18 protein-coding genes and 1 pseudogene are annotated in these 22170 nt (G+C 61.6%); 12 read left to right on the top strand and 7 right to left on the bottom strand.

Annotated features, from left to right (window positions below; genetic code table 11):
• Positions 1-10: 10 nt before the first annotated feature.
• The 3 genes and pseudogenes from B0G76_RS44915 to B0G76_RS25745 form a co-directional block, all read right to left on the bottom strand.
• Positions 11-643: a FecR domain-containing protein gene (locus B0G76_RS44915; protein ID WP_409076730.1), complete on the bottom strand. Its 633-nt coding sequence runs from the start codon at positions 641-643 to the stop codon at positions 11-13.
• 252 nt (positions 644-895) lie between these two features.
• A pseudogene (locus B0G76_RS44920) lies at positions 896-1003 on the bottom strand (hypothetical protein); the annotation flags it as partial.
• Positions 1004-1044: 41 nt separating this feature from the next.
• Complete coding sequence (locus tag B0G76_RS25745) at positions 1045-1557, bottom strand: sigma-70 family RNA polymerase sigma factor (protein WP_120295014.1); 513 nt, start codon at positions 1555-1557, stop codon at positions 1045-1047.
• A gap of 290 nt (positions 1558-1847) precedes the next feature.
• Between B0G76_RS25745 and B0G76_RS25750 the strand changes: the two genes are divergently transcribed.
• Both B0G76_RS25750 and B0G76_RS25755 read left to right on the top strand, forming a co-directional pair.
• Positions 1848-2789, top strand: a complete 942-nt coding sequence (locus tag B0G76_RS25750; RefSeq protein ID WP_120295015.1) for an alpha/beta fold hydrolase — start codon at positions 1848-1850, stop codon at positions 2787-2789.
• Positions 2790-2923: 134 nt separating this feature from the next.
• Positions 2924-3607, top strand: coding sequence for a glutathione S-transferase family protein (locus tag B0G76_RS25755; protein ID WP_120295016.1), 684 nt, complete (start codon positions 2924-2926; stop codon positions 3605-3607).
• Between the two features lie 26 nt (positions 3608-3633).
• Here B0G76_RS25755 and B0G76_RS25760 read toward each other — a convergent pair whose 3' ends face one another.
• The 3 genes from B0G76_RS25760 to B0G76_RS25770 are packed head-to-tail and all read right to left on the bottom strand — an operon-like array spanning position 3634 to position 7279.
• Positions 3634-4536: a metal-dependent hydrolase gene (locus B0G76_RS25760; RefSeq protein ID WP_120296807.1), complete on the bottom strand. Its 903-nt coding sequence runs from the start codon at positions 4534-4536 to the stop codon at positions 3634-3636.
• 50 nt (positions 4537-4586) lie between these two features.
• Entirely contained in the window at positions 4587-6395 is a 1809-nt protein-coding gene (locus B0G76_RS25765; protein ID WP_120296805.1) for an SDR family oxidoreductase, read from the bottom strand.
• 11 nt (positions 6396-6406) lie between these two features.
• Positions 6407-7279 carry a M24 family metallopeptidase gene (locus B0G76_RS25770; RefSeq protein ID WP_120295017.1) on the bottom strand — a complete coding sequence of 291 codons (873 nt, stop codon included), beginning with the start codon at positions 7277-7279 and terminating at the stop codon, positions 6407-6409.
• 274 nt (positions 7280-7553) lie between these two features.
• Here B0G76_RS25770 and B0G76_RS25775 point away from each other — a divergent pair, with 274 nt between their 5' ends.
• The 5 genes from B0G76_RS25775 to B0G76_RS25790 all read left to right on the top strand — a co-directional run bounded on the left by B0G76_RS25775 (position 7554) and on the right by B0G76_RS25790 (position 13724).
• The gene (locus B0G76_RS25775) at positions 7554-7907 is read left to right on the top strand and encodes a DUF1428 domain-containing protein (RefSeq protein ID WP_120295018.1); all 354 of its coding nucleotides are present in this window, start codon (positions 7554-7556) and stop codon (positions 7905-7907) included.
• A gap of 127 nt (positions 7908-8034) precedes the next feature.
• Positions 8035-10377, top strand: coding sequence for a Tn3 family transposase (locus B0G76_RS25780; RefSeq protein ID WP_259460727.1), 2343 nt, complete (start codon positions 8035-8037; stop codon positions 10375-10377).
• The gene (locus B0G76_RS44095) at positions 10365-10952 is read left to right on the top strand and encodes a transposase (protein ID WP_259460728.1); all 588 of its coding nucleotides are present in this window, start codon (positions 10365-10367) and stop codon (positions 10950-10952) included. Before B0G76_RS25780 ends, B0G76_RS44095 begins: the two co-directional genes overlap by 13 nt.
• A gap of 116 nt (positions 10953-11068) precedes the next feature.
• Positions 11069-13399 (top strand): 2OG-Fe(II) oxygenase, encoded by a 2331-nt coding sequence (locus tag B0G76_RS25785; RefSeq protein WP_120295019.1) that lies wholly within the window; start codon positions 11069-11071, stop codon positions 13397-13399.
• A 67-nt stretch (positions 13400-13466) separates the two neighbouring features.
• Positions 13467-13724, top strand: a complete 258-nt coding sequence (locus tag B0G76_RS25790) for a DUF6429 family protein (RefSeq protein ID WP_120295020.1) — start codon at positions 13467-13469, stop codon at positions 13722-13724.
• A 34-nt stretch (positions 13725-13758) separates the two neighbouring features.
• Here the strand turns inward: B0G76_RS25790 and B0G76_RS25795 are convergent, their stop codons facing one another.
• Positions 13759-14754, bottom strand: a complete 996-nt coding sequence (locus B0G76_RS25795) for a site-specific integrase (RefSeq protein WP_259460729.1) — start codon at positions 14752-14754, stop codon at positions 13759-13761.
• A gap of 119 nt (positions 14755-14873) precedes the next feature.
• Here B0G76_RS25795 and B0G76_RS25800 point away from each other — a divergent pair, with 119 nt between their 5' ends.
• From B0G76_RS25800 to istA, 5 genes are all read left to right on the top strand, one after another.
• Complete coding sequence (locus tag B0G76_RS25800) at positions 14874-17312, top strand: TOTE conflict system archaeo-eukaryotic primase domain-containing protein (RefSeq protein ID WP_120296809.1); 2439 nt, start codon at positions 14874-14876, stop codon at positions 17310-17312.
• Positions 17313-17496: 184 nt separating this feature from the next.
• Entirely contained in the window at positions 17497-18489 is a 993-nt protein-coding gene (locus tag B0G76_RS25805) for a DNA-binding protein (RefSeq protein ID WP_120295021.1), read from the top strand.
• A 615-nt stretch (positions 18490-19104) separates the two neighbouring features.
• Complete coding sequence (locus B0G76_RS25810) at positions 19105-20043, top strand: LysR family transcriptional regulator (protein ID WP_120295022.1); 939 nt, start codon at positions 19105-19107, stop codon at positions 20041-20043.
• A gap of 23 nt (positions 20044-20066) precedes the next feature.
• Positions 20067-20459, top strand: coding sequence for a hypothetical protein (locus tag B0G76_RS25815; protein WP_120295023.1), 393 nt, complete (start codon positions 20067-20069; stop codon positions 20457-20459).
• Between the two features lie 181 nt (positions 20460-20640).
• The gene (gene istA / locus B0G76_RS25820; RefSeq protein WP_220700797.1) at positions 20641-22164 is read left to right on the top strand and encodes an IS21 family transposase; all 1524 of its coding nucleotides are present in this window, start codon (positions 20641-20643) and stop codon (positions 22162-22164) included.
• The last annotated feature ends 6 nt before the right edge of the window (positions 22165-22170 follow it).

A 22170-nucleotide genomic window follows, 5' to 3' on the forward strand; every position in this document is an offset into this window, starting at 1 on the left:
TTTCGGAATTTCAGGCGCGGGACGAGCGCACGGTGCCCCAGTAGCGCGTGATGAAGACGACCTCGACCGGCAAGGTCCGGGTCACGGTGTCGAGCACGCGGTCAGTGTCGGCGAGCGGGAACGTGCCCGATAGCCGCAAGCCAGCCACTGAGGGATCGCAGCTCAGATGCCCCGCGCGGTAGCGGTCAAGCTCGGTCACGAAATCGCCGAGCCGCGTGCCGCTCGCGACGATCAGGCCATCCGTCCATGCCGCGTCGTTCTCGCTGATCGGCTCGAGCGCGCTGACGTCGTCGCGCGTAAAGCGGGCGCGCTGGCCGGCACGAACGACTGGCGTGCGGCCGGGCGCATCGCGTGGGCTGATCCGCACGGCGCCTTCGAATACATCGAGGCGGCAGAGCGCGCTCTGCTGCCTGACGGCGAAGCGCGTGCCTAAGGGTTGCAACTTGCCTTGCGCGGTCTCGACCATGAACGGCCGCTGTTCGCCGGCGCCGTGGCCGGTCGCGATCATGATTTCGCCTTTGATCAGGCGCACGCGCCGCTCGGTGCTGCTGAAGCCGATATCGATGGCGCTGTCGGTGTTGAGCGTGACGCGGGTGCCGTCGGCAAGCGTGACGGTGCGGCGCTCGCCGACTGCGGTGTGCACGTCCGCGCTCCACGCGCGCCACGGTACGTGTTCGCCGGCGATCCAAGGCGCGCCCCCGGCGAACAGCAGGGTTGTGAGGACTTTGACACTCGCGCGGCGTTTCGCCGAGCCGGAGCGCGTCAGTGCGGCGCGGGCGGCTGCGGCGCCGCCTGCGTCCGCATTGCCTGCGGCTCCCGTGCTTGCTTGAGCGAGGCTTCTGAAGCGGCTGCTGACGCCGCAGATGTGTTGCCACGCGCGTTCGTGATCAGGATGCTCGGCGCACCACCGCGCCAGCGCGAGTTGCTGCGCGCCCGTGTTTTTCGCCGGATTGCAGTTCCATCCACCACTGCACGGCGCGCAGGGCGATGTGTCGGGGAATATCGGGTCTCGCGCTTGCGTTCATCCGTCGATCCAACGATTGGTCACGCCGCGCTCAGCGCAAAGAAACACTGGGCCCCGGCGCGCACCAGATGGCGCTTCACGGTCGAGATGGAAAGTTTCAGTTGTGCGGCGATCTCGGCATGGCTCAAGCCGTCGAGCTGGGCCAGCAGAAAGGCTCGTTTGACGGCGACCGGCAGCCGCTCCAGCAGACTGTCGATTTCGCACAGCGCCTCTAGCAGCAGCGCGCGCTCTTCAGGCGAGGGCGCGAAACTCTCGGGCACGAGCGCCAGGGCTTCCAGGTAAGCACGCTCGATCTGCTCGCGACGCCAGTAGTTCGCCATCACGCGTTGCGCGACCGTCGTCAGGAACGCACGCGGCTCCTCCAGACCGAGCGGTTCATCACGGGCAAGCAGACGCACGAAGGTGTCGTGCGCGAGGTCGGCCGCACGATGCGCGCAGCCGAGCTTCTTACGCAGCCATGCCTGAAGCCAGCCGTGGTGATTGCTGTAGAGCGCCTGCATCTCGTGATGCAGGGCCGGGTCGTTTGCCGCCATGGGCTACTGGGCGCGTCGGATCGGTGGATTCGACACTTTTGTAAATGCGAATGATTCGCATCATAGCATGTCAAAATGTAAGGTGCGAATCAGTCGCTTTAAACACGTGCAACTCCATCGAACGTGTTCATCGGGAAAGTCGTACGGCAAACGCACGTGCGCAGTCCACCATCTCACTACGCAATCTGACGCTCTCTGCAGCACGCACAGGATCGCCAGTCTCTCGTCGAATATCACGCGCTACGTCCAAAGCATCGCGCAAGCGCAACCGTCCATCACTGGAGAAGTTCATGAACATTATTCGTAAGGTATCCCGACAACTTGGCGCGGCGCTTGTGATGGCTGGAGCGTTGCAAGGCGCGGCACACGCCACAACGAATCCGCGCATCGAGGACCATTCGATCAACGCGAATGGTGTCGAATTGCACTACCTGGAAGCCGGGCATGGCGCCGACACGCCCGTTGTACTGCTGCACGGTTATGCAGAATCCAGTCACATGTGGCTGCCGCTCATCGACCAGCTCGACGACCGTCGTGTCGTCATTGCGCCTGATCTCCCCGGGGCGGGCGCTTCAGCCATGCCGGAAACGGGCTACGACAAGAAGGCGATGGCGCAGGATATTCACGCGATGGTTCACGCACTCGGTTATCGCAAAGTGAAGATCGTCGGCCACGATATCGGGCTGATGGTGGCTTACGCCTACGCCGCCCAGTATCCGGACGAAGTGGAAAGCATCACCTTGATGGATGCATTCCTCCCCGGCGTGGGCGACTGGCAGAAAGTATGGTTATTGCGCGACAAATGGCACTTCAACTTTTACGGCGAGACGCCTCTGAAACTGGTTGAAGGACGCGAGCGGATCTACTTCGAACACTTCTGGAACGACTTTGCGGCCGATCCGAAGCACGCGATGCCGGAGGCCGACCGCGAACTGTATGCGGCGACTTACGCCCAACCGGGACGCATGCGGGCGGGCTTCGAATACTTCCGGGCGTTCCCGCAAGACGCGCAAGACTTTGCGGAGTTCGCTAAAACCCCGCTGACCATGCCGATGCTGGTGCTGACCGGGGAAAAGGCGTCAGGCACTTTCCTGATCAATCAGGCTCGTCTGATCGATACGAACGTGCAGGGGATCGTCATTCAAGGTTCGGGACACTGGCTGATGGAAGAAGCGCCCGCGCAGACCATCCCGGCAATCGTTCAGTTCGTCAATACGCCGTCAACGCGATGACCGTTCGCAGCGCTAACACGCCACCTGCATTACCCCATTCAACGGCGCCATCCCGAGGCAGGCGCCAAGTCCACGATCGGCCACGCATTCTCCTGCGTGGCTGCGATCCGCCTCGTCTTATCAAAGGAAATACCATGCTTAAGTTTTACTTCCATCCGTCGCCGAATCCGCTGAAAGTCGCGCTTTTGCTCGAAGAACTGCAAACGCCGTTTGAACTCGTAGCCGTCGATACCTTCAAGGGCGACCAGCACAAGCCCGAGTTCCTGAGGATCAATCCGAACGGCAAGGTGCCAGCTATTGTCGACAACGGCACCCCCGTATTTGATTCCCACGCGATCCTGCTGCACCTGAGCACCACCCATGGCAAGTTCGTGCCGTCCGCGCCGTCGCAGCATGCGGAAATGCTGTCGTGGCTGATGTTCGTTGCGACCGGCCTGTCGCCGTTCTCGGGCCAGGCAGTGCACTTCCAGCACCATGCGCCGGAGCCGCTGCCGTATGCGCGCAACCGCTACCTGAAGGAAGTCGAGCGCCACTATCGCGTGCTCGATGCGCGTCTGGCCGTCTCGAAGTATCTGGCGGGCGATACGTACTCGATCGCCGATATGGCGCTATGGGGTTGGGCCAATTTTGCCGGCTACATCTTCGGCGAGAAGGGTCTGAGCGACTATCCGCACGTCAAACGTCTCGTGGATGAAATCTCGGCACGCCCTGCGGCTACACGCGCTCAGGCGCTGAAGGAAAAGCTCATGCTGAAGGCGGAATTCGACGAGGAAACCCGCCGCGCGCTGTTCCCGCAAAACGCGTCGTTGGCGGTTTAAATACGACTCCAGTTCGGCTCCCTGTATCAACTCGCCTTCCGAACCCAATTGCCCCCATGCGCAGCGGCCTGCGCTGCCGGCGAGGTGGCGAGATAGGCCAGCGCCTGCTCGGTGGAGCCCTCGTGATGCGGCGTATGGCGCGGATTGAAATAGCGTAGCGCTGCTGTGATCATTTTCCAGAACGACGGCAGACAACGACGGCGTGCCCCGGCGCGCCAGCCGAGGATAAAGCCGCGGTACTTGCCGGCATCGGGATCGCGCTCGTGCATGAAACGTGCGCCACGGGTCAAAAAATACAACAGAAGCAGGACGGTCGAAAGCATGTGAAAGCAGCGTTCGAAGTAGGTGCCGCCCATATGCCGGAAGATGTCGAAGGCGACGGTGCGATGCTCGACCTCTTCGGCGCCGTGCCAACGCAGCAGATCGAGCATGGTCGGGTCGGCGTGCGCTGCATCGAGCCCGTCGGCATTGAGCACCCAGTTGCCGAGGTAACCAAAAAAGTGCTCCAGCGCAGCGATGACGCCAAGCTGCTGACGCAGCCAGAAGCGCGTTTTGCCGATCTTCAACCCGAGCGGTTCTTCGCCGAGCAGCTTGCCGAACAACCAGTCGAGTTTTTTCGTGAAGGGCTGCGTATCAATGCCGTGGGCCTTGTAATAGTGCGTGAGCACACCGCCGTGCGAGCGCGAATGCACCGCTTCCTGCCTGAGAAATCCCTCTGCGTCGTCTCTCAATGCCGGGTCGGTGATCAGCGGTAGCGCCTTGTTATAGACGCGGCAGAACCATAACTCACCGGCGGGAAACAGCAGGTTCAGCACGTTGATGATGTGCGTGCTCGACGGGTCGCCAGGAATCCACTGGATCGGCGTGTAGCTCCAGTCGAACTTCACATGGCGTGCCTTGATCTTGTATTGGGTTTGCTCTTGGGTCATAACGGTCTCCGGCATCCGGTTGGCCAGCTCAGCGTGAGGTCAACGCGAGCTCAGCGCGGCGCCATACTGATGCGCGCGATCATGCGGGAAAGCCTGGGCATGTAGCGCGAGATAAATCGCATTGAATGCGCCTCGATGCCGATGGCGACGACAGGCTTGTTGCGCAATACCGCGCGGAGCGCGGCTTTCGCAACCGTCTCAGGTTGCAGGCCGCGCAACTGATAAAGCCTGGTGGCCTTCTGGCGCATACGCTCCTGATCCTGCGCGCTCGCGCCGACGTATTGCGTGGCCGCCATGATCCCGGTCTCGGCGAAGCCCGGACAGATCGCGCTGACTCCGATCCCTTGACCCGCGAGTTCTCCGCGCATGCATTCGCTGAGCATCAACACGGCAGCCTTGGTTGTCGCGTAGGCGGGCAGGTCGCGCGAGGGGGCGAAGGCCGCGGCTGACGCCGTATTGATGATGTGGCCGCCATTGCCGCGCTTCACCATTTGCCTCGCGAACAGGCGTGAGCCGTGAATCACGCCCCACAGGTTGACGTGAAGAATGCGCTCCCAGTCTTGTGCGGAGGTGTCGAGTACACCGCCTGCCATGCCGATGCCGGCGTTGTTGACCACGATGTCGGCGCCACCCAGCTCCGTGCCGATCCAGTCGGCCAACGCTTCCATCTGGTCGGCGCTGCCGACGTCGACCTTTCGCGCGTAGGCGTGATGGCCCAATAACCTGACCAACGTAGCGGTACGCTCCGCGCTGGCGAGGTCGATATCGAGCGCGACCACGGCCGCACCTTGCTTCGCGAATTCCAGTGCGATGCATCGCCCAATTCCGCTGCCCGCGCCGGTCACGACCCCAAGCTTGCCACTGAGCGGTTTGCGTGCTGAATCCATCCGGGCGCGTTGCAAAGTCTCCGGTTCGTCGCCGCCTTCGGTGTGCTCGACGAGTTCGCGCACCATCCGGGCCATCTGTTCGGGATGGGTGACCGGCACCCAGTGCCGCGCGGCCAGTTCACGGCGCCAGTATTTCGGCACCCATCGGGAAAGATCCTCGGACAGTGCCCGACTCACGTATTTGTCCAGCGTCGGCACGATCACCTGGACCGGCGCGTGCGCATAACGCCTGCGCGGCGTGAACAGGCAGCGGATAAAGTTGGCGCGGTACAGCGATACGCCGCGCACGCCGTCCTGCGTTTGCGTCGGGCGCGGCGTAATCCCGGTCTTTTCCACCCGACGCAACACCCGCGGCCACGCGCGGCCGAGCCATAAGCGCCAGGTCAATCCTGGCAGCACCGGCAGGTGGAACAGCAGCACATACCAGCAGCGCACCAACTGGCCCAATACCTTGCCGATCGAACTCGGCGTGGGGCGCAGCAATCTCGCTCGCAGCCAGTAAGCGACGTGGTCGAGGCAAGGACCCGAGCATGACGTGTACGAGGCAATACGCCCACGCAAGCGCTCTTCGGTGACGAATTCCCATCCCTGGATCGAGCCCCAGTCGTGCGCGACTAGATGGACTGGGCGATGAGGGCTGACGGCATCGATGACGGCGACGAAATCGTCGGTGAGTTTTCCTAAGCGATATGCCTTCATGCGGGTTGGGGCAGTGGATTGCCCCGCGCCGCGAACATCGTAGGCAACCACGTGGAAATCGCGTGCCAACAAGCCGGCGAGAGCGTCCCAGACTTCGCTGGTGTCGGGGTAGCCATGCACCAGCATCACAGTAGGCCGGGCAGGGTCGCCCCATGCCCTGGCGGCCAGCGTCACATCGCCCGAGCGCACCGTGAAATGGGTGCACTGTATGGCGTGCGGCGCTTCGGGCGTCTCGTATAGCGTGGGCGATACGGGTTCGGTCAAGAGCTGCATGTGCGCCTCCGTCATGCCGCGGCCAACACCCGCCCGCGCTGCGCCCAGCGGCGCACGTGCGGCAGATCGTCGTCGAGCCAGTAGGCGTCGTCATCGGTGATGACCAGCAGTTCTTCGAACTTGGCGCCCACACCCTGAAAGCCGAGATGGGGCTCGACGGCCCACAGGCCGGGCGTCGGGGCATGTTCGGAACGGCGATCGATCGACCATAACGGCGACCAGCCTCCCTTCTTGCCCGCGCTTGTCTGGTCGAGGATCAGATTGCGCGTGGCGTTCAGGCCGAAACGCGCCACGAAGCGCGGCTTGGCGGGGTTGTGCAGCTTCGCGACACGATGTGCCAGTGCCTTGAACGGATAAGCCTTATGGCGCGGCTCCACGCCCTGTTTTCTGCACAACTGGTCGACGGTGCGCGCCACATCGGCAAGCGTGCGCCGTTGTTTGACCATGCTGACGATCAGTTCGCGGTGTTCGGCGAGGTCGTCTTTCAGTTGTTCGAGAATGGGATTCGTGCCGATGCAGGTGGCGTAGCCGACATCGGCGATCACCCCATTCAGCACGGGGGCCACGTCGAGAATGACCGGCATGTTTTCTTCCAGGTGGCGCGAGCTCGGGAAGAAAGCCAGGTTAAAGCCGGCCATGTGCGACAGCCCGGAAAACCCCTCAAAGGCGGTACGATCACCGAACCAGGCGAAGGGTTTGTGCAGCCAGTCACGCACGCCGTGATCGTGCAACCATTCGGTCAGCAGCCGGGCGGCGTTTTTTTCCGTCATACCCGGTTGAAGCATTTCGCCGACGCGTTCGACGCACCGATAAGCCAGTTGCTGGACTTCGCGGAACTGCGCCAGCTCGTCTACGTTGACGTGTGGAATGGCCGTCTCACCCATACCTGCCTCCGAATAGCGTGTCCGATGGGCATGCGGCGGCCCATTACGATGACATCTTTTATTGTTACATTGAATGATGTAACGATTGGATGCTACACCATGAGAACGGCCAGTCCACTGGTTCTTTCCCTGGGCTCGGTTGATGGCAGCAGAATCGGTGTCGATTTCACGGCGTGTCGTTCGTCGTGCTCATAGGAGGGTGGTGCGGTGACGCCGTCCGAGCATCGTCACCTTCCGTCGCTATTCGACTTTTTAACCAGAAAGGAGCGCGTTCATGACTTACGTCGATGGATTTGTCGTGCCGGTAGCCACGATCGACCGCGAAAAATACATAAAACAGGCAACAACTGCCGCGGGCATCTTTAAGGAGAACGGTGCGTTGCAGGTGGTCGAGTGCTGGGGAGACGACGTGCCGGAGGGCGTGCTGACTTCGTTTCCAATGGCCGTCAAACGCAAGGATGACGAAACGGTGGTGTTTTCGTGGGTTGTCTGGCCGTCGCGTCAGGTGCGGGACAAGGGCATGAAAGCGGTGATGGCGGATCCGCGGTCGCAGCCTGATGTGAATCCAATGCCGTTTGACGGCAAGCGGCTGATTTATGGTGGGTTTGAGGTGATCGTGGATGTTTGAGGGGGCGTGGGTAAAGAGGCGGCGCCAGCCGGAAATGACCAGGATCCATTTCCGGCCGGTGCGCCGCGTTCGGCAACGCATGAGCACTGGATGAGCCAGCGGCAAAGGCGCCATTGCGACATCGACGTTGAAAGGTCCGCGACCTTGCCGCTGCAATTTCGCTCTTTTAGTAGGGTGTGAAAGTCATTCCACGCTGCGGCTATACGGCGTCTTTGTCGAACGACATCAGAAATGGCTCCGTGTCGGAAAAGGCACGCCACCCGTCGGGATCGGGTTTGCCGAGCGCTACTTCGCGCTAACCGACAGTGATGTAGCCTCGATAAACGAGCGCTTTCGGCGCGATCGCCGTGCCGGTGCCGCCATCCAGCTGGTCTTCCTGCGTGCGAGCGGCCACACCCTCGACCATGTGGGCACTATCCCGCGCCAGTTGCTGCGCTACATCGGCGAAAGACTCGGTTTGCCGACCCCGACAATTGCATCGCTGCGAACCCTCTACCAACGCTACAAGACGCTGTATGACCATCAGGTCTGGGCTTGCGAAAATCTCGGCCTCACGTCGATCGGACCAGATGTATTGAAGGGCCTCGAAGCGTGGATGCAGCAGGATGCCGGGGAGTCCCTGACCCTCGACGAGTTGATCCAGCACGCGCGCTGCTGGCTGTACGAGCGCAAGATTCTGATACCGGCTGACCGGACGCTGCGGGATCTGGGCCGCTCGATATGGACAGGAATCGAACGCGACCTGCTCGTCAGGATCGGCGCGACTGTCACGGAAGCGCAACTGGTGCGCGCGGATGCCGTTCTGTGCACCCAGCGCGGCGCTTCAGGCATGACTGTGCTCGAATGGCTGAAGACGCCGCCTGCCCGGCACAGCCCCACGACAATAACCGAGACGTTCGAGAAGATCCATTTTCTCAAGGACCTTGGCACACATACGTGGACACTTGATGCGATCCCGCTCGAAAAGCAGCGCGCTTACGCGCAGCGCATCCAGGCTCGCCGTCCTGCAAAGACGCGTGAGCTGAAAGCGTCGACACGCACGATCGAGCTGGTGTTCTTCCTGCGCGTGACACTGCTGGAACTGACGGATTCGCTGCTGTATCAAACAGGCCGTCGCGTCTGCGATCTGGTTCGGCACGCCTACGACAAGACGAAGACGAAACAGGCCCTCTCGGCCGTGGAGTACCGGCAGCAGCTGATTGCGATCAAGGCGCTCGTTCACGATACAGGTCGCCCGGCAGAAGAAAGGCTCGCCGATATCGGCAAGCTGCTTGAGGATCTGTCGGAAAAACCACCGGCCAGTCATGCCGCGAGCGTTCGCGAAACGCTGACTGACGATCACCATCGCATCCGCAATCTGCTGCTGCCCTTGCGCGAACTGGCGTTCGCGGGCCGGGAGGCAGAGCCGAGCTTGCGACAGATCGAACTCCTTGGCCAGTTGTACGACAGCGGCGCGACCGAGTTGCCGCGCGACTGTGATGTGCCAGTCAGCGCCAGTTGGCAAGACCTCGTCGAGGGCGATGATCGCAAGCGTGCACTGCGAGCCCTGGAAGCCTCTGCGCTCACTGGCTTGCGCAAGGGTCTGCGCTGTGGCTCGGTGTGGATCAATCACAGTCTGTCTTTTCGCGAGCGCGACCAGTTGCTGATTCCGCCAGCGCAATGGGAAAGCGAACGGGACCGTCATCTGTCGTCGCTGGGTTTGCCACCGACAGCCGATCCGTTCCTCGAACGGTTGACGAGCCACCTCCAGGCGAGTCTCGCCGCATTGGACGAAGCCCGTGAGGCCGGGCGAGTAACGATCGGGCCAGACGGCGCGCTGCACCTGTCAGCGCTCGAAGCGTTGCCGACAGACGGTGTACCGAAACGCACGCGCGATCTGATGTTCAAGGAAATCGGCAACGCCCAGTTCGCCGACATGGTCATGGAAATGGATGCCCGCACGGGGTTCAGCGAGGTGCTGCTGGCGCGCAAGGCGCACGATGCTCACGAACTCGTCTCGCTGTACGCGGCACTGATTGCACACGGCACCGAGCTCGATGCGAAAAGCGTGGCGGCCATGATTCCGCAACTGGAGCCGGCGCACATTTCGGCTGCGATGCGCGCACTTGAAATGGCGGGACGACTCTCCCGGGCAAACGACCGCGTGGTGGAGTTTCAGCGCACACACCCGATCACTGCACTCTGGGGTACCGGACAGCACGCGTCCAGCGATTCAATGAGTCTGGATACGTCCCGGCACCTCTTTTATGCTCGGGTCGATCCGCGACGCCGCACCCACGCGGTCGGTATGTACACGCACGTGCTGGACCAGCACGGTATCGTCTATAACCATCCGATCGTGCTGAATGAGCGCCAGGCCGGTGTGGCGATTGAAGGCATCATCCGCCACAATGACACGCGTAATGACGGCGGGTTGCTCAGACTTTCCGTGACACGCATGGTTATACGAATGTGGCAATGGCAGTATTGAAATTGCTTGGGTTCGATCTCTGTCCGCGCCTGCGCAACCTGTCCGAGCGCAGGCTGTATTTGCCACGGGGAACGGCCGCGCCCGAAGGTTTGGCCTCGGTGATTTCCTGCGAGATATCGCTCAATGCTATTCGCGATGGCTGGGATGAACTGCTGCGGCTGGTTGCCTCGATCAGGTCGGGGCGCGTCAGTGCGATTGTCGCGCTCCAGCGGTTCGGCAGCGCCGCTCAGGGCGACCTGGTGCATCGGGGCGCCGATCATCTCGGCAAGCTGTTGCGCACGCTTTTTCTGTGCGACTATTTCAGCAACGCGGCGTTTCGTCGCGAACTGCATACGCTGCTTAACCGCGGCGAGTCGGTTCACCAGCTCCAGCGGGCAATCTACATCGGCAAGGTCGCGCCGGAACGTGGACGTCGCCGCGATGAAATGATCGCGATCTCCGGCTCTTTGACGTTGCTCACGAATCTTGTCATCGCGTGGAACACGCAGCGCATGCAGGCGACGGTCAACGACTGGCGACGCAAGGGGCAGCTTATCGATGATGACTGGTTGCGCCGGCGCATTTCGCGCATGTGAATTTCCCGGGGGACGCTCAGTTTTCCGATCGATATGTACCAGGAGGTGCTGCTTGACGCAGCACCCTGGCAGAAGGCGAGCAGTTCCTGAAAACATTCCACAGAGGAGGAGACCCTTTGAAGTCTGCTATTACTCGCGAACTTGCGAAGATCATTCCCACCATCCGTTGCCACGGGGACTTCTACGCGACAGGCAAATCCGAAATCGCCATGCCTAACCTGGAGGTAGAGGGTGTTGGCCGTATCGCGCTACCGCTTCTTCCCGTGCAGGCCGAACAGCTCATCGCGATTGCTGCACGCGCGCCCTATGGGCGCGGGGAAGAAACGCTCATTGATACCGATGTTCGCCGGACATGGCAGATTGCGGCTGATGGCGTTCATCTCTCGGGAAACAGCTGGGCGCGAACCCTGGATGCGACAGTGGCCAGGGTGGCGACCGGCCTGGGTGTGACGGGGCCGGTTTCGGCCGAACTGTACAAACTTCTGGTCTACGATGCGGGCAGTTTTTTTGTTGAGCATCGAGACACGGAGAAAATTCCGGGGATGTTCGCGACCCTGGTGGTCGTTCTGCCTTCGGCCTGCAATGGAGGCGAACTGATCGTTCGTCACCGGGGACGTGAAGTCTGTCTTGACCTGAATTGCTCCGATTCGGCAGAGGTGTCTTTCGCTGCTTTCTATGCCGACTGTGTGCATGAGGTCCGCCCGGTCACGTCGGGCTTCAGGTTGACGCTTGTCTATAACCTGACGCGCAGCGGTTACCGTCAGCCCGCTGTTCCTCCGGAGTACGACAGGGAGCAGACGGCCGTCACGGCATTGTTGCGAAGCTGGGTGGCAAACAAGGATTCGCCAGATGACAGCTCGCCCGAAAAGCTCATATACCCGCTGGAATACGCCTATACCCCGGCAGAACTGTCGTTCGATGCACTGAAGAGTGCTGATGCGGCTGCTGCCGCGGTGCTTGTTCGTGCTGCTGAGGACGCCACCTGTGACCTTCACCTGGCGCTGGTGTCGATCGACGAGACCGGGAGCGCCGAATATAGCGGTTACGCCTCGCGCAGACGAAGCCGGTGGCATCGTGCCCGAGATGATGACGGTGATGAGGAGTACGACGACTTCGAGGTTGGCGAGATCATTGAGCGCACGCTGACCGTATCGGACTGGCGACGGCCCGATGGCCGCCAACCCGCAATCAATGAGGTGCCCTTTGAGGAAAGGGAACTTTGCCCACCCGGAAGCTTCGACGGGCTGGAGCCCGACGAGCAACATTTTCATGAGGCCACCGGCAACGAAGGGGCGTCGTTTGAGCGGACCTACCGGCGAGCCGCTTTTGTGCTGTGGCCTTCGGCGCGACGGCTTGCCGTGCTCAATCAGGCTGGCCTCGGGGTGACTTTGCCTTACCTGAAGGATCTGGCACAGCGCTGGACGCAAAGTGGCGAAAGTCAGCAGTCGCCCACGTGGGGCGAGGCGCACGTGCTCGCCGGGCATATGCTGCGCGACTGGCCGGCGTCGCCCGGTTACGTTGGAGCCGGGCACGCTAACGAGGTCATCAGCATGTTGTCCAGCCTGAACCAATTGCACGACACCGTACACGTCGACACCTTTTTGTCCGCGATTTCCGCCAAAGGGCTCTATCACGGCAGCGAGAATGGAGCGTTGACACCTGCGTTCGGGCTTCTTGCGCCGGAGCGGACGGCTGAACTCATGGGGCAGATTATCTTTACGAACGCGCAGATGATGCCGGGAGCCTGCGCCGGTCTGCTGGCTCGGACCAGTGAAGGTACTCCGCCCGCCTGTCCCCAGGGGCTCCTTCACCCCGTTGCCACGGCGCTGGTTGAAACGTTTATGGGACAGCGCGAGAGCACCTCCCGCCCTGGTTGTCTGCGATGGCCAGCCCCAATCGAACCAGCGCTGATTGTCGACCTGCTGACAGCGCTCGACCGGATTGACTCGCCATCACTCGCCGGCCGTGTTGCCGAACATGTGTTGGGAAATCCGGCCTCTTTCGGCATGGACGCCATCATCGTTCCTGCCGTCCTGAATTTGACGGAATGCTCTCCGACGGCGAATGTCGCGTCGGTCCAGCGCCTGCGTGCCGCATGTCTGGCCCATCTGCGCGGCCGTATCGCCGAGCCACTGGAACCACCAGCCGATTTCGCACGTGTGAATACCGTCAGTTGCCGCTGCGTCCATTGCGCTGAACTCGGACGGTTTCTGGTCGATCCTGGACGCAAGGAGTGGGCGTTAAAGGCGGCCCAGCACTCCCGCAGTCACGTCGAGAGTGCCATCAGGCAACACGGTTGCGATCTGGATTGTGCGACGCGCAGGGTCGGTAGTCCTCACAGCCTGGTATGCACAAAAAATCAGGCGAGCTATGAACAGCGTGTGCGACAACGCAAGGACGATCTGCGGAACGTGGCACGGCTTGATATCTTTTCGGAACACAGATGACAAGTCTGTGATGCGTTGGCCCAGGCGGGCGACAAGATCGTGAGAACTGGCATTTGAGGAAAGTGCGATGGATATCGATACCGGGGCAGTCGACGAAGTGGTCCTGGCTCTGCTTCACCTGAATCTATGCGATCAGAACCGTGCCTGGAAAAGCTTTGACTGGGGGGCAATGAATCGCCTGTATGAGAAAGGCTTCATCCACAATCCGGTCAGCCGTGCAAAATCCGTCATGCTGACCGACGAAGGTTTGCACGAAGCCGAGCGGTTGTTCAGGCAGTACTTCGTCCGCTCCCGTGATCGGAAGCGGGACGACAAACCGGCGTGACCAGCTCCCGTACGTTATTGGTGAACAGATCGTTCTATGGCGATGTTTTCGCAGGCGCCGCGACCGCCAACTGCTGTGACACAACCGTCGGTGCAGCCGTAAGCGCGGATTCGATCCGGTGCTGCGCGAATGGGTCAGCGGCGTCGATGTAACGCATTGCCGAACGTACATCCTTCCAGCCGACGTACTCCATCAGCATCTTGAGATCCCACTGGTTCGAATTGGCCCAGGTCGCAAAGCCCCGCCGCAGCGAATGGCTGCTGTAGCTGTCGGGGGTTGGTACACCTGCCGCGCGAAACAGTGCGCGCAGCAGCGGCACAAAGCTGCCGGCGTGCAACCCTTCATCGCTGATGTGCCCCCAGCGATCGATGCTGCGGAACACCGGTCCTGCAGTGAGGCCCGAAGCCGCGATCCACGCTTCGTAAGCGGCTACCGGGCACAGGCGCGAGAGCGCCGGCGCCCTGAATGTCGTGCCAAGCTGCGCGCGATCGCTTTTTGTGCGAGGCAGAAACAACGTCATGCCGCGGCCGGGCTCGATCGTGATGTTTTCGATTCGCAGGCGACTCAGTTCGTCGGAGCGAAACCCGCGCCAGAAGCCGAGCAGGACCAGCGCCTTGTTTCGGATATGCGTGATGTGGGTCCGCGCATCGCCCGTCTTCGCTGCATCCGCGATCTGCTCATCGAGCCATGCCATCAGCAGTTCGAGTTGTGCAAGCTGCAGCGGCTTCGCGCGCTTTTCGCTCGCGGGATGCAGTGCCGCGATGCCCTTGAGCACCTTGCGCACGTGCGGCGTCTTCGTCGGGTCCGGAAAACCCTGTGTCTGGTGCCACTGCGCGAGCGCCGCAAGCCGCGAGCGCAGCGTGTTCACCGAAAGCGACTCCGCGTGGTCGGCCAGGTATCGCGCGATCACATCGGCGCTCGCCGGCAGGAACCCGCCCCAATCGACTTCGAAATGACGGATCGCCGACTGGTAGCTACGCCGCGTATTCTCACGTGTCGCAGCTTCGAGATAGCGATCGATGGCAGGCATGGCTCGTGAGTACAATCAGTTTATCAACATGGGGAACGATGATATCGGATATCCCTGCAACAACGCGCATGTGTGCCAGCCGGCTGGCGACACCGGACGTGATTCTGACGGATGACGTAATGAATGGAGTAAAGCTACCGCACCCGGGCTGGGATAACCTCACCCGGGAGGAACTGTTCGCCGAACTGGCGCGCCTGCAGGCCGACAATGCGAGGCTGACCGCGTTGCTGCCGGCACTTCCTCCATTGCAGGGCGAACCCGTACAACTGGTTCAGCGCAAACTATCGCCAGCAGTGCGAAACACGGACGCGCCAACGCTCACACCGCAGCAGAAAGTGCAACTTTTCCGACGACTTTTTCGTGGCCGCACGGATGTCTATCCGCTGCGCTGGGAAAGCCGAAATTCCGGAAAATCAGGGTATGCGCCGGCGTGCGCCAATGAGTGGCGAGCCGGGATCTGCGAAAAGCCACGCATCAAGTGCTCAGACTGCAACCACCGGTTGCTGCTGCCGCTGGACGATCAGGTCATCTACGCACACCTGGCGGGCGATCGCACGGTGGGTCTCTATCCGCTGATGCCGGACGGCACCTGCTACCTTCTGGCGGTTGATTTCGATGAGGAGGGCTGGCGCGAAGATGCGAGTGCCTTCTGTCAATCCTGCCGGGAACTGGAAGTCCCGGTGTCGCTCGAGATTTCGCGATCGGGCAATGGCGCACACGCGTGGATTTTTTTCAGCGCGGCTGTTGCCGCCCGCGATGCACGGCGGCTGGGCTCAGCGATCATCAGCCATACCTGTGCCCGAACCCGGCAGCTCGAACTGTCGTCCTACGACCGGCTCTTTCCGAACCAGGACGTGCTTCCCAAGGGCGGCTTCGGTAACCTGATCGCCTTGCCCTTGCAGAAGCAACCGCGCGAACGGGGTTGCAGCGTATTTGTCGATGACGATTTTCAACCCTGTGTCGACCAGTGGGCGTACCTGGTATCTAGCCAGGCCATGGACGGTCGCGATATCGAGGGCGTGATTTTCCGCGCCACCGGTGGTGTCCATCCGCTCGATGTGGCGTTCATCACGGAAGAGGACCAGGCCGAACCGTGGAAATCGCCGCCGGCTTTGTCGAAGCAGCTGGGCGGCCCAATGCCGGCATCGTTGACCCTGACGCTGGCGAACCAGCTCTATTTCGAGAAGGCGCATCTACCGCAATCGCTGCTCAACCGCCTTATCCGGCTGGCGGCATTCCAGAATCCGGAGTTCTACCGGGCCCAGGCGCGTGGCTTCAGCGTCTGGAACAAGCCGCGCATCATTGGTCGCGCCGAGAATTGCCCGCGTCACATTGCGTTGCCGCGCGGGTGCCTCGATGACGTCATGACGCTGCTGCGCGACAACAACATCGCCTGCGAAATACGCGACGAGCGTTGCGCGGGCGAACCTGTCGCGGTGGCCTTCGCCGGCACGCTTCGCGCCGACCAGCAGGCAGCAGTGGATGATCTGCTGCAACACGACACCGGCATCCTGCATGCGCCGACGGCCTTCGGCAAGACCGTGACAGCGGCCGCGATGATCGCGCGGCGCGGTGTCAATACGCTCGTGCTAGTCCATCGCAGGGAACTGCTCGACCAGTGGCGCGAGCGTCTGCAGTCGTTTCTCGCGCTTGATGCTCGATGCATCGGCACGATCGGCGGCGGCAAACTGCGAGCCACCGGCCAGATTGATATCGCGATGCTGCAGTCGGTGGCGCCCGGCGGTCCACGCGGCGAGATGCTTCGACGCTACGGCCACGTAATTGTCGACGAGTGCCACCATGTCTCCGCCGATTCATTCGAGGCGGTGCTCAAGACTGTCAACGCGCGATACGTGCTGGGGCTGACCGCCACCCCCGTGCGACGGGACAGCCAGCAACCCGTGATGTTCATGCTGTGTGGCCCGATCCGGCATGCGGCCCGTGCAGCCTCGACCGCGCCGCAGGTGCTTGAGGTCTTCCCGCAAAGGCTCACCGCCGCAATCGACATGCCGGCCGATGCGCCGATCCAGGACGTGTTCGGGCGTCTGGCGAAAGACGCTCAGCGTACGTGCATGATCGCCGCGGATATCAGGGAGCAGTACCGGCAGGGGCGCAACGTTCTGGTGCTGACCGAGCGGACGGATCATCTGGAAAGCCTCCGGCAGGCGCTGGACGACACGGTGCAGCCGCTGTTCGTGCTGCACGGGCGTCTGGCAAGGAAGGCTCGTGCGGCGCAGCTCGCTGCACTCAACGCACTGGCCGATGACGCGCCCCGGGTCGTGCTGGCGACTGGCAAGCTGGTTGGCGAGGGTTTTGACCATCCGGCGCTGGACACGCTGGTGCTGGCGATGCCGATCTCGTGGAAAGGTACGTTGCAGCAGTACGCCGGCCGGCTGCACCGCGAGCACGCGACGAAGACGAGCGTGCGGGTGCTCGATTACGTCGATGCCGGCCATCCCGCGCTGCTGCGCATGTGGGAGCGACGCCAGCGCGGCTACCGGGCGATGGGATACCGCGTGCGCGAGCCCGGTGAGGAACTCCAGCTGGACCTCGCCTGAAAATCCGGCAGCCCATCTGCTTTCTGTACCGTTCCGAACTGCCGGAGGTAATTTTTTGGGTGTCACACTTGATAACTGGCCATTATTGCATGTGACAAACTGCCATTTCAGCGGCCCTTGACGGGCCGATTCGGTACGTATATACATATTACGTAATACAGTACGATATTCGAGCGAGGGACAGATGGCCCGTACCGGTCTTACCCGCATGGACGTGAAGCGCGCCCGCGATGCGCTCGTCGTGCAGGGGCAGCATGCGTCGATCGACGCAATACGTATCGCGCTCGGTAACACCGGCTCGAAAACGACGATCCACCGCTATCTCAAGGAGCTGGAGGAAGAGGACGGCACGTCGCTCACGCGGACCGGATCGCTGTCCGATGCGATCCAGGATCTCGTCGCCCGGCTTGCGGCACGGCTGCATGAAGAGGCCGAGGCAACGGTCGTGCAGCAGACCGCGGCGGCGCTGGCGCAGCGCCAGCAGGCGCAGGCCGAGGCTGCGAAGCTGGCCAGCGATCTCGCCGCACTGCGCGCACAGATGAGCGCGATCGAGTCGGACGTCGATCGCGAACGGGCGGCCCATGCCGACACGCAGGCCGTGCTGCAGCGGCGCGCGCTCGACGTCGAACGTCTCACCCAGGAGGTGCGCGACCTGACCGGGCGGCTTTCTGAACACGACGGCTTCCGGCGCTCCCTCGAGGAAAAGCTCCAGCACGCGCACGACGCGCTTGAGCACTACCGTACAGCCAGCAAGGACCAGCGCGAACAGGAAGCGCGCCGACACGAGCAACAGGTTCAGCAGCTACAGGCCGAGCTGCGTCAGGCGAATCAGACGGCCATCGTTCGGCAGAACGAGATCACCCAGCTGAACCGGGACAATGCACGGCTCGTCGCCGAGGCGGCCGCAGTCACGAAGCGCTCGCGCGAACAGCAGGCGCAAGGGGAACTGTTGCAGGCTGCGCTGAACCGCGCGCTCGCCGACCATGCGCGCGCCGGGGCGGAGCGCGATGCACTGCAGACGATCGCCAGCACGCAGGCAACCGAACTGGGACAGGCGCGCGAGGCACGGGAATCGCTGACCGCCGACCTGACGAAGCTGGCCGCGCAGTTCGACGCGCAACAGCAGTTGCTGACGGACTACCGGATGCGACTGGGCCTCGCAGGCACGACCGGATGAAAGCGCAAGATTTTGCATCAACAGGGGCGATGACCCATATATATGCGAATAGCCGGGTTCCCTGCAAGGATTATAACTTGTAGGCTTATGATAGAAATTTGCGCTTACCTTGTTCGCCTCCCTTGCAGGCTTGCATATGGACCCCATGCAACATGTTGTCAATCGTACGACTGGGCAGAGGTCCGCTGTGTCCACCAAAGCCGACGCCTGAGTGTCCGCCTCAGCGCTCGGGTGAGCGGCGGCAACTGGCCGGCAGTACGCATTCATCCGCCTTGCCGGAAAGCTGTCGTTGAGGACGCCAGCGTCAGGTCTGTCGAACATTTGTCGAACTCGTGCTCTCGGCCAATCAGGGACGCCGGGCGCCAGTTATCCTACGGCCGATTTCGAAGTGTTAGCTGACATACCCTGCGGTGTGACCCCGCAAGTCTCCAGGCTTCCCTGCTATTCGCTGCGTAATTGCTGCATCATGTGCAGCAATTAACTGCACGCGTCCCGCTTGATGCACGAGTCCGACTTTCCCATAATTTGACGCAACGAAAGGTCATCGGGAGACGGTCGGACGCGTCGATCACGAAATCAGCGCAATCGATCTTGTTCAACCTTTCGGACGGACCAATGGAATACGCCAATATTTTCGATAACCGTCACTCTGACGAAATCGCAGCCTTCCTTGCGGTGGCAAAGCAAGGCAGCTTCGTTGCAGCCGGGCAGCTTTTGAACCGCCACCCGACCGTGCTTTCGAAACGGATAGCCGCAATGGAAGCACGTCTTGGCGTCCGATTGATGGAGCGATCGACGCGACATGTTCGTTTGACCCAGGTTGGACTAGATATGGCGTCGCGTCTGCAAATGGCAATGGCGATGATCAGTGATGCAGAGCGGCAGGCAGCAAGCGAATCTGCCGACGTCCGAGGTATTTTGAGACTGGCGCTCCCTGCTTCGATGGGGCGTCGATGGATTGCACCGATACTGCCAGAGTTTATGGAGACGTATCCGGCAGTAAAAGTGGTTGCCGAGTTTGATGAACGATTTGTGGATCTGATACGCGAAGGGTTCGACGCAGCTATACGTATCGGTGAGCTTGCAGACAGCCGACTGGTAGCAAGAAAACTAAGCACGCATCGCCGGATTCTGGGCGCTGCACCGTCCTATGTCAAAAGGCGAGGCCACCCCGCAGGACCGGCCGATTTGATAAATCACAATTGCCTTCGCTTTAGCGGATTCACATCATTCCCGGAATGGAAGGTGGTTCGTGGAGAGGAGCGATACACCAGTCCTGTCGACGGAAGTTTAACGACTAACGATAGCGATACATTGCTAGCAGCCGCCGTTTCGGGAACGGGAATTGTCGGCGCGGGGGAGTGGCTTATGAATCAGGACATATCGCAAGGACGACTGGTCCGCGTACTGCCGGATTGGGAATTGGATTCAGCGGGAGACATATCTTTTGTCCGGCCTTCCGCCAAGTATGAAGCGGCACCGGTGTCTGCCTTCAAAAGCTGGATCGAAGGCCGATTCAGGCACGGAGCACCGTGGGATTTCCCCCTGCGATGACGAGCCTTAAATAGGAGAACGACGTGTTGAAAGGTGTAGCTTTGTCCATCACAGCCACAAGCCTCTTTGCGGGTTTGTATTATTACTCTACGTTGCTGCACCCGCTTACGGGCGAGTTGATATTTGGCTGGCGGATGGTTCTCATGATGCCTTGCATCACCGTTTTCTTGATTGCAACTGGCGAATGGAGCAAGGTTAAGGCATTGTGTTTCCGGATCAGAAAGCGTCCTCAGCTATTCATTTACCTTGTGCTGAGCAGCGCGCTTCTGGGAAGCCAGCAATGGCTGTTCATGTGGGCTCCCCTTAATGGCCAGGCGCTTAACGTCTCCATGGGCTACTTCCTGCTTCCATTGGTGATGTCACGGATCGGCGTAATCGGGCCATTCCGGGATCGGCGTAATCGAGCCAGTGCATGATCGGCGCAGTCGGGCCACTCGATGATCGGCGTATTGGAGCCACCTCAGGATCGGCGTAATCGAGCCACGCTGCAGGCTCGTTGTCACGCCGGGTGCTAGCCCGAAACGCATTTCGAATTTCCGTAACCCGGTACCTTCGGCGTCTTTGCCCGGAGGGCCGATGAGTAACAGGAGGTTCGAAGTGTTTGAGTATCGACAGGTTCTGGCGCGCATGCGTCAGGGCGATTCCGACCGCGACATTGCCGGCGCGCACCTGATGGGACGCGGCAAGCTGAAGACCGTACGGCAGGTCGCGCTCGCTCACGGCTGGCTTGATCCCGGGCGGCCCTTGCCGGATGACGCTGAGCTGGCCGGCATCTTTGGGCGCGACCCCAAGGTGCCACGCAGCCGCATTTCCACGCTCGAGCCTTTCCGCGATCTGGTACGAGGCTGGTTCGACGCCGACGTGCAGGGCACGACGATTCACAACGCGCTCAAACGCAACCACGGCTACGCGGGCAGCTATTCGGCGGTGCGCCGTATGCTGCTGAATCTGAAGGCCGAGCGCGGCGTCAGGGCGACGACGATCCTTGAGTTTGCCCCGGCCGATGTTGTGCAGGTCGACTTCGGCGCCGGGCCGGCGCTCACGCACGAGTCTGGTATTCCGCTCAAGACGTGGATCTTCGTGATGACGTTGGCGTGGTCGCGGCATCAGTACGCCGAGATCGTGCTGGACCAGACAGTCGAAACCTGGCTGGCCTGTCACCGGCGTGCCTTCGAATGGCTGGGCGGCTGTCCAGGCCGCGTGATCATCGACAACGCAAAGTGCGCGATCACCAAAGCCTGCATGTACAGCCCCGAGGTCCAGCGTTCGTACGCCTCGCTTGCCGAGGGATACGGATTCCGGATCGACGCCTGTCCGCCGCATGACCCGCAGAAAAAAGGAATCGTTGAATCGGGCGTGAAATACGTCAAGAAATCCTTTGTGCCGCTGCGCGAATTCCGCGATCTGACTGACGCCAACCGGCAACTGCGCGACTGGGTGATGCAACAGGCGGGCACGCGCGAGCACGGCACGACCCGTGAACAGCCGCTCGCGCGCTTCGCCGTCGAGAAGCCGCTGCTCACCACGCTGCCTGACGTGCCGCCGGTGCTGGCCGTCTGGAGCGAGGTCAAGGTGCATACGGACGGGCACGTCGTCTACAAGAAGGTGCTGTACTCGGTGCCGTTCACGCTGGTCGGCAAGGACCTGTGGCTCAAAGCCACCGACACCGTCGTGCAACTATTCCACCGGCACCAACTCGTCGCGACCCATCCGCGGTTGCGCAAGCCCGGCGATCGCCAGACGGTACGCGATCACCAGCCGCCAGAGGCACAGGCCTGGCTCGAACACGATCCGCAGTGGTGCATGGCGCGCGCGAAGGAAATCGGTCCGGCCTGCCACGCGGTGATCCTCGCGCTGTTCAACGACAAGGTGCTGGTGAACCTGCGCGGCGCACAGGGCATCGTGCGCATGCGCGAGAAGTATGGCGACGCGCGTCTTGACGCCGCCTGCGAGCGGGCCCTTGCGTTCGCGAGTCCGAAGTACCGCACCGTCAAAACCATCCTCGACAAGGGGCTCGACAGCCAGCCCGCGCCGGCATCGGTGCAAACGCCGACGCCTGCCGACACCTATGCCAACGGCGGCCGCTTCGGCCGTGATCTCCATTCCATTCTGCTCCATTGACCACCT

The organism is Paraburkholderia sp. BL23I1N1 (genome assembly GCF_003610295.1).
GTDB lineage: Bacteria > Pseudomonadota > Gammaproteobacteria > Burkholderiales > Burkholderiaceae > Paraburkholderia.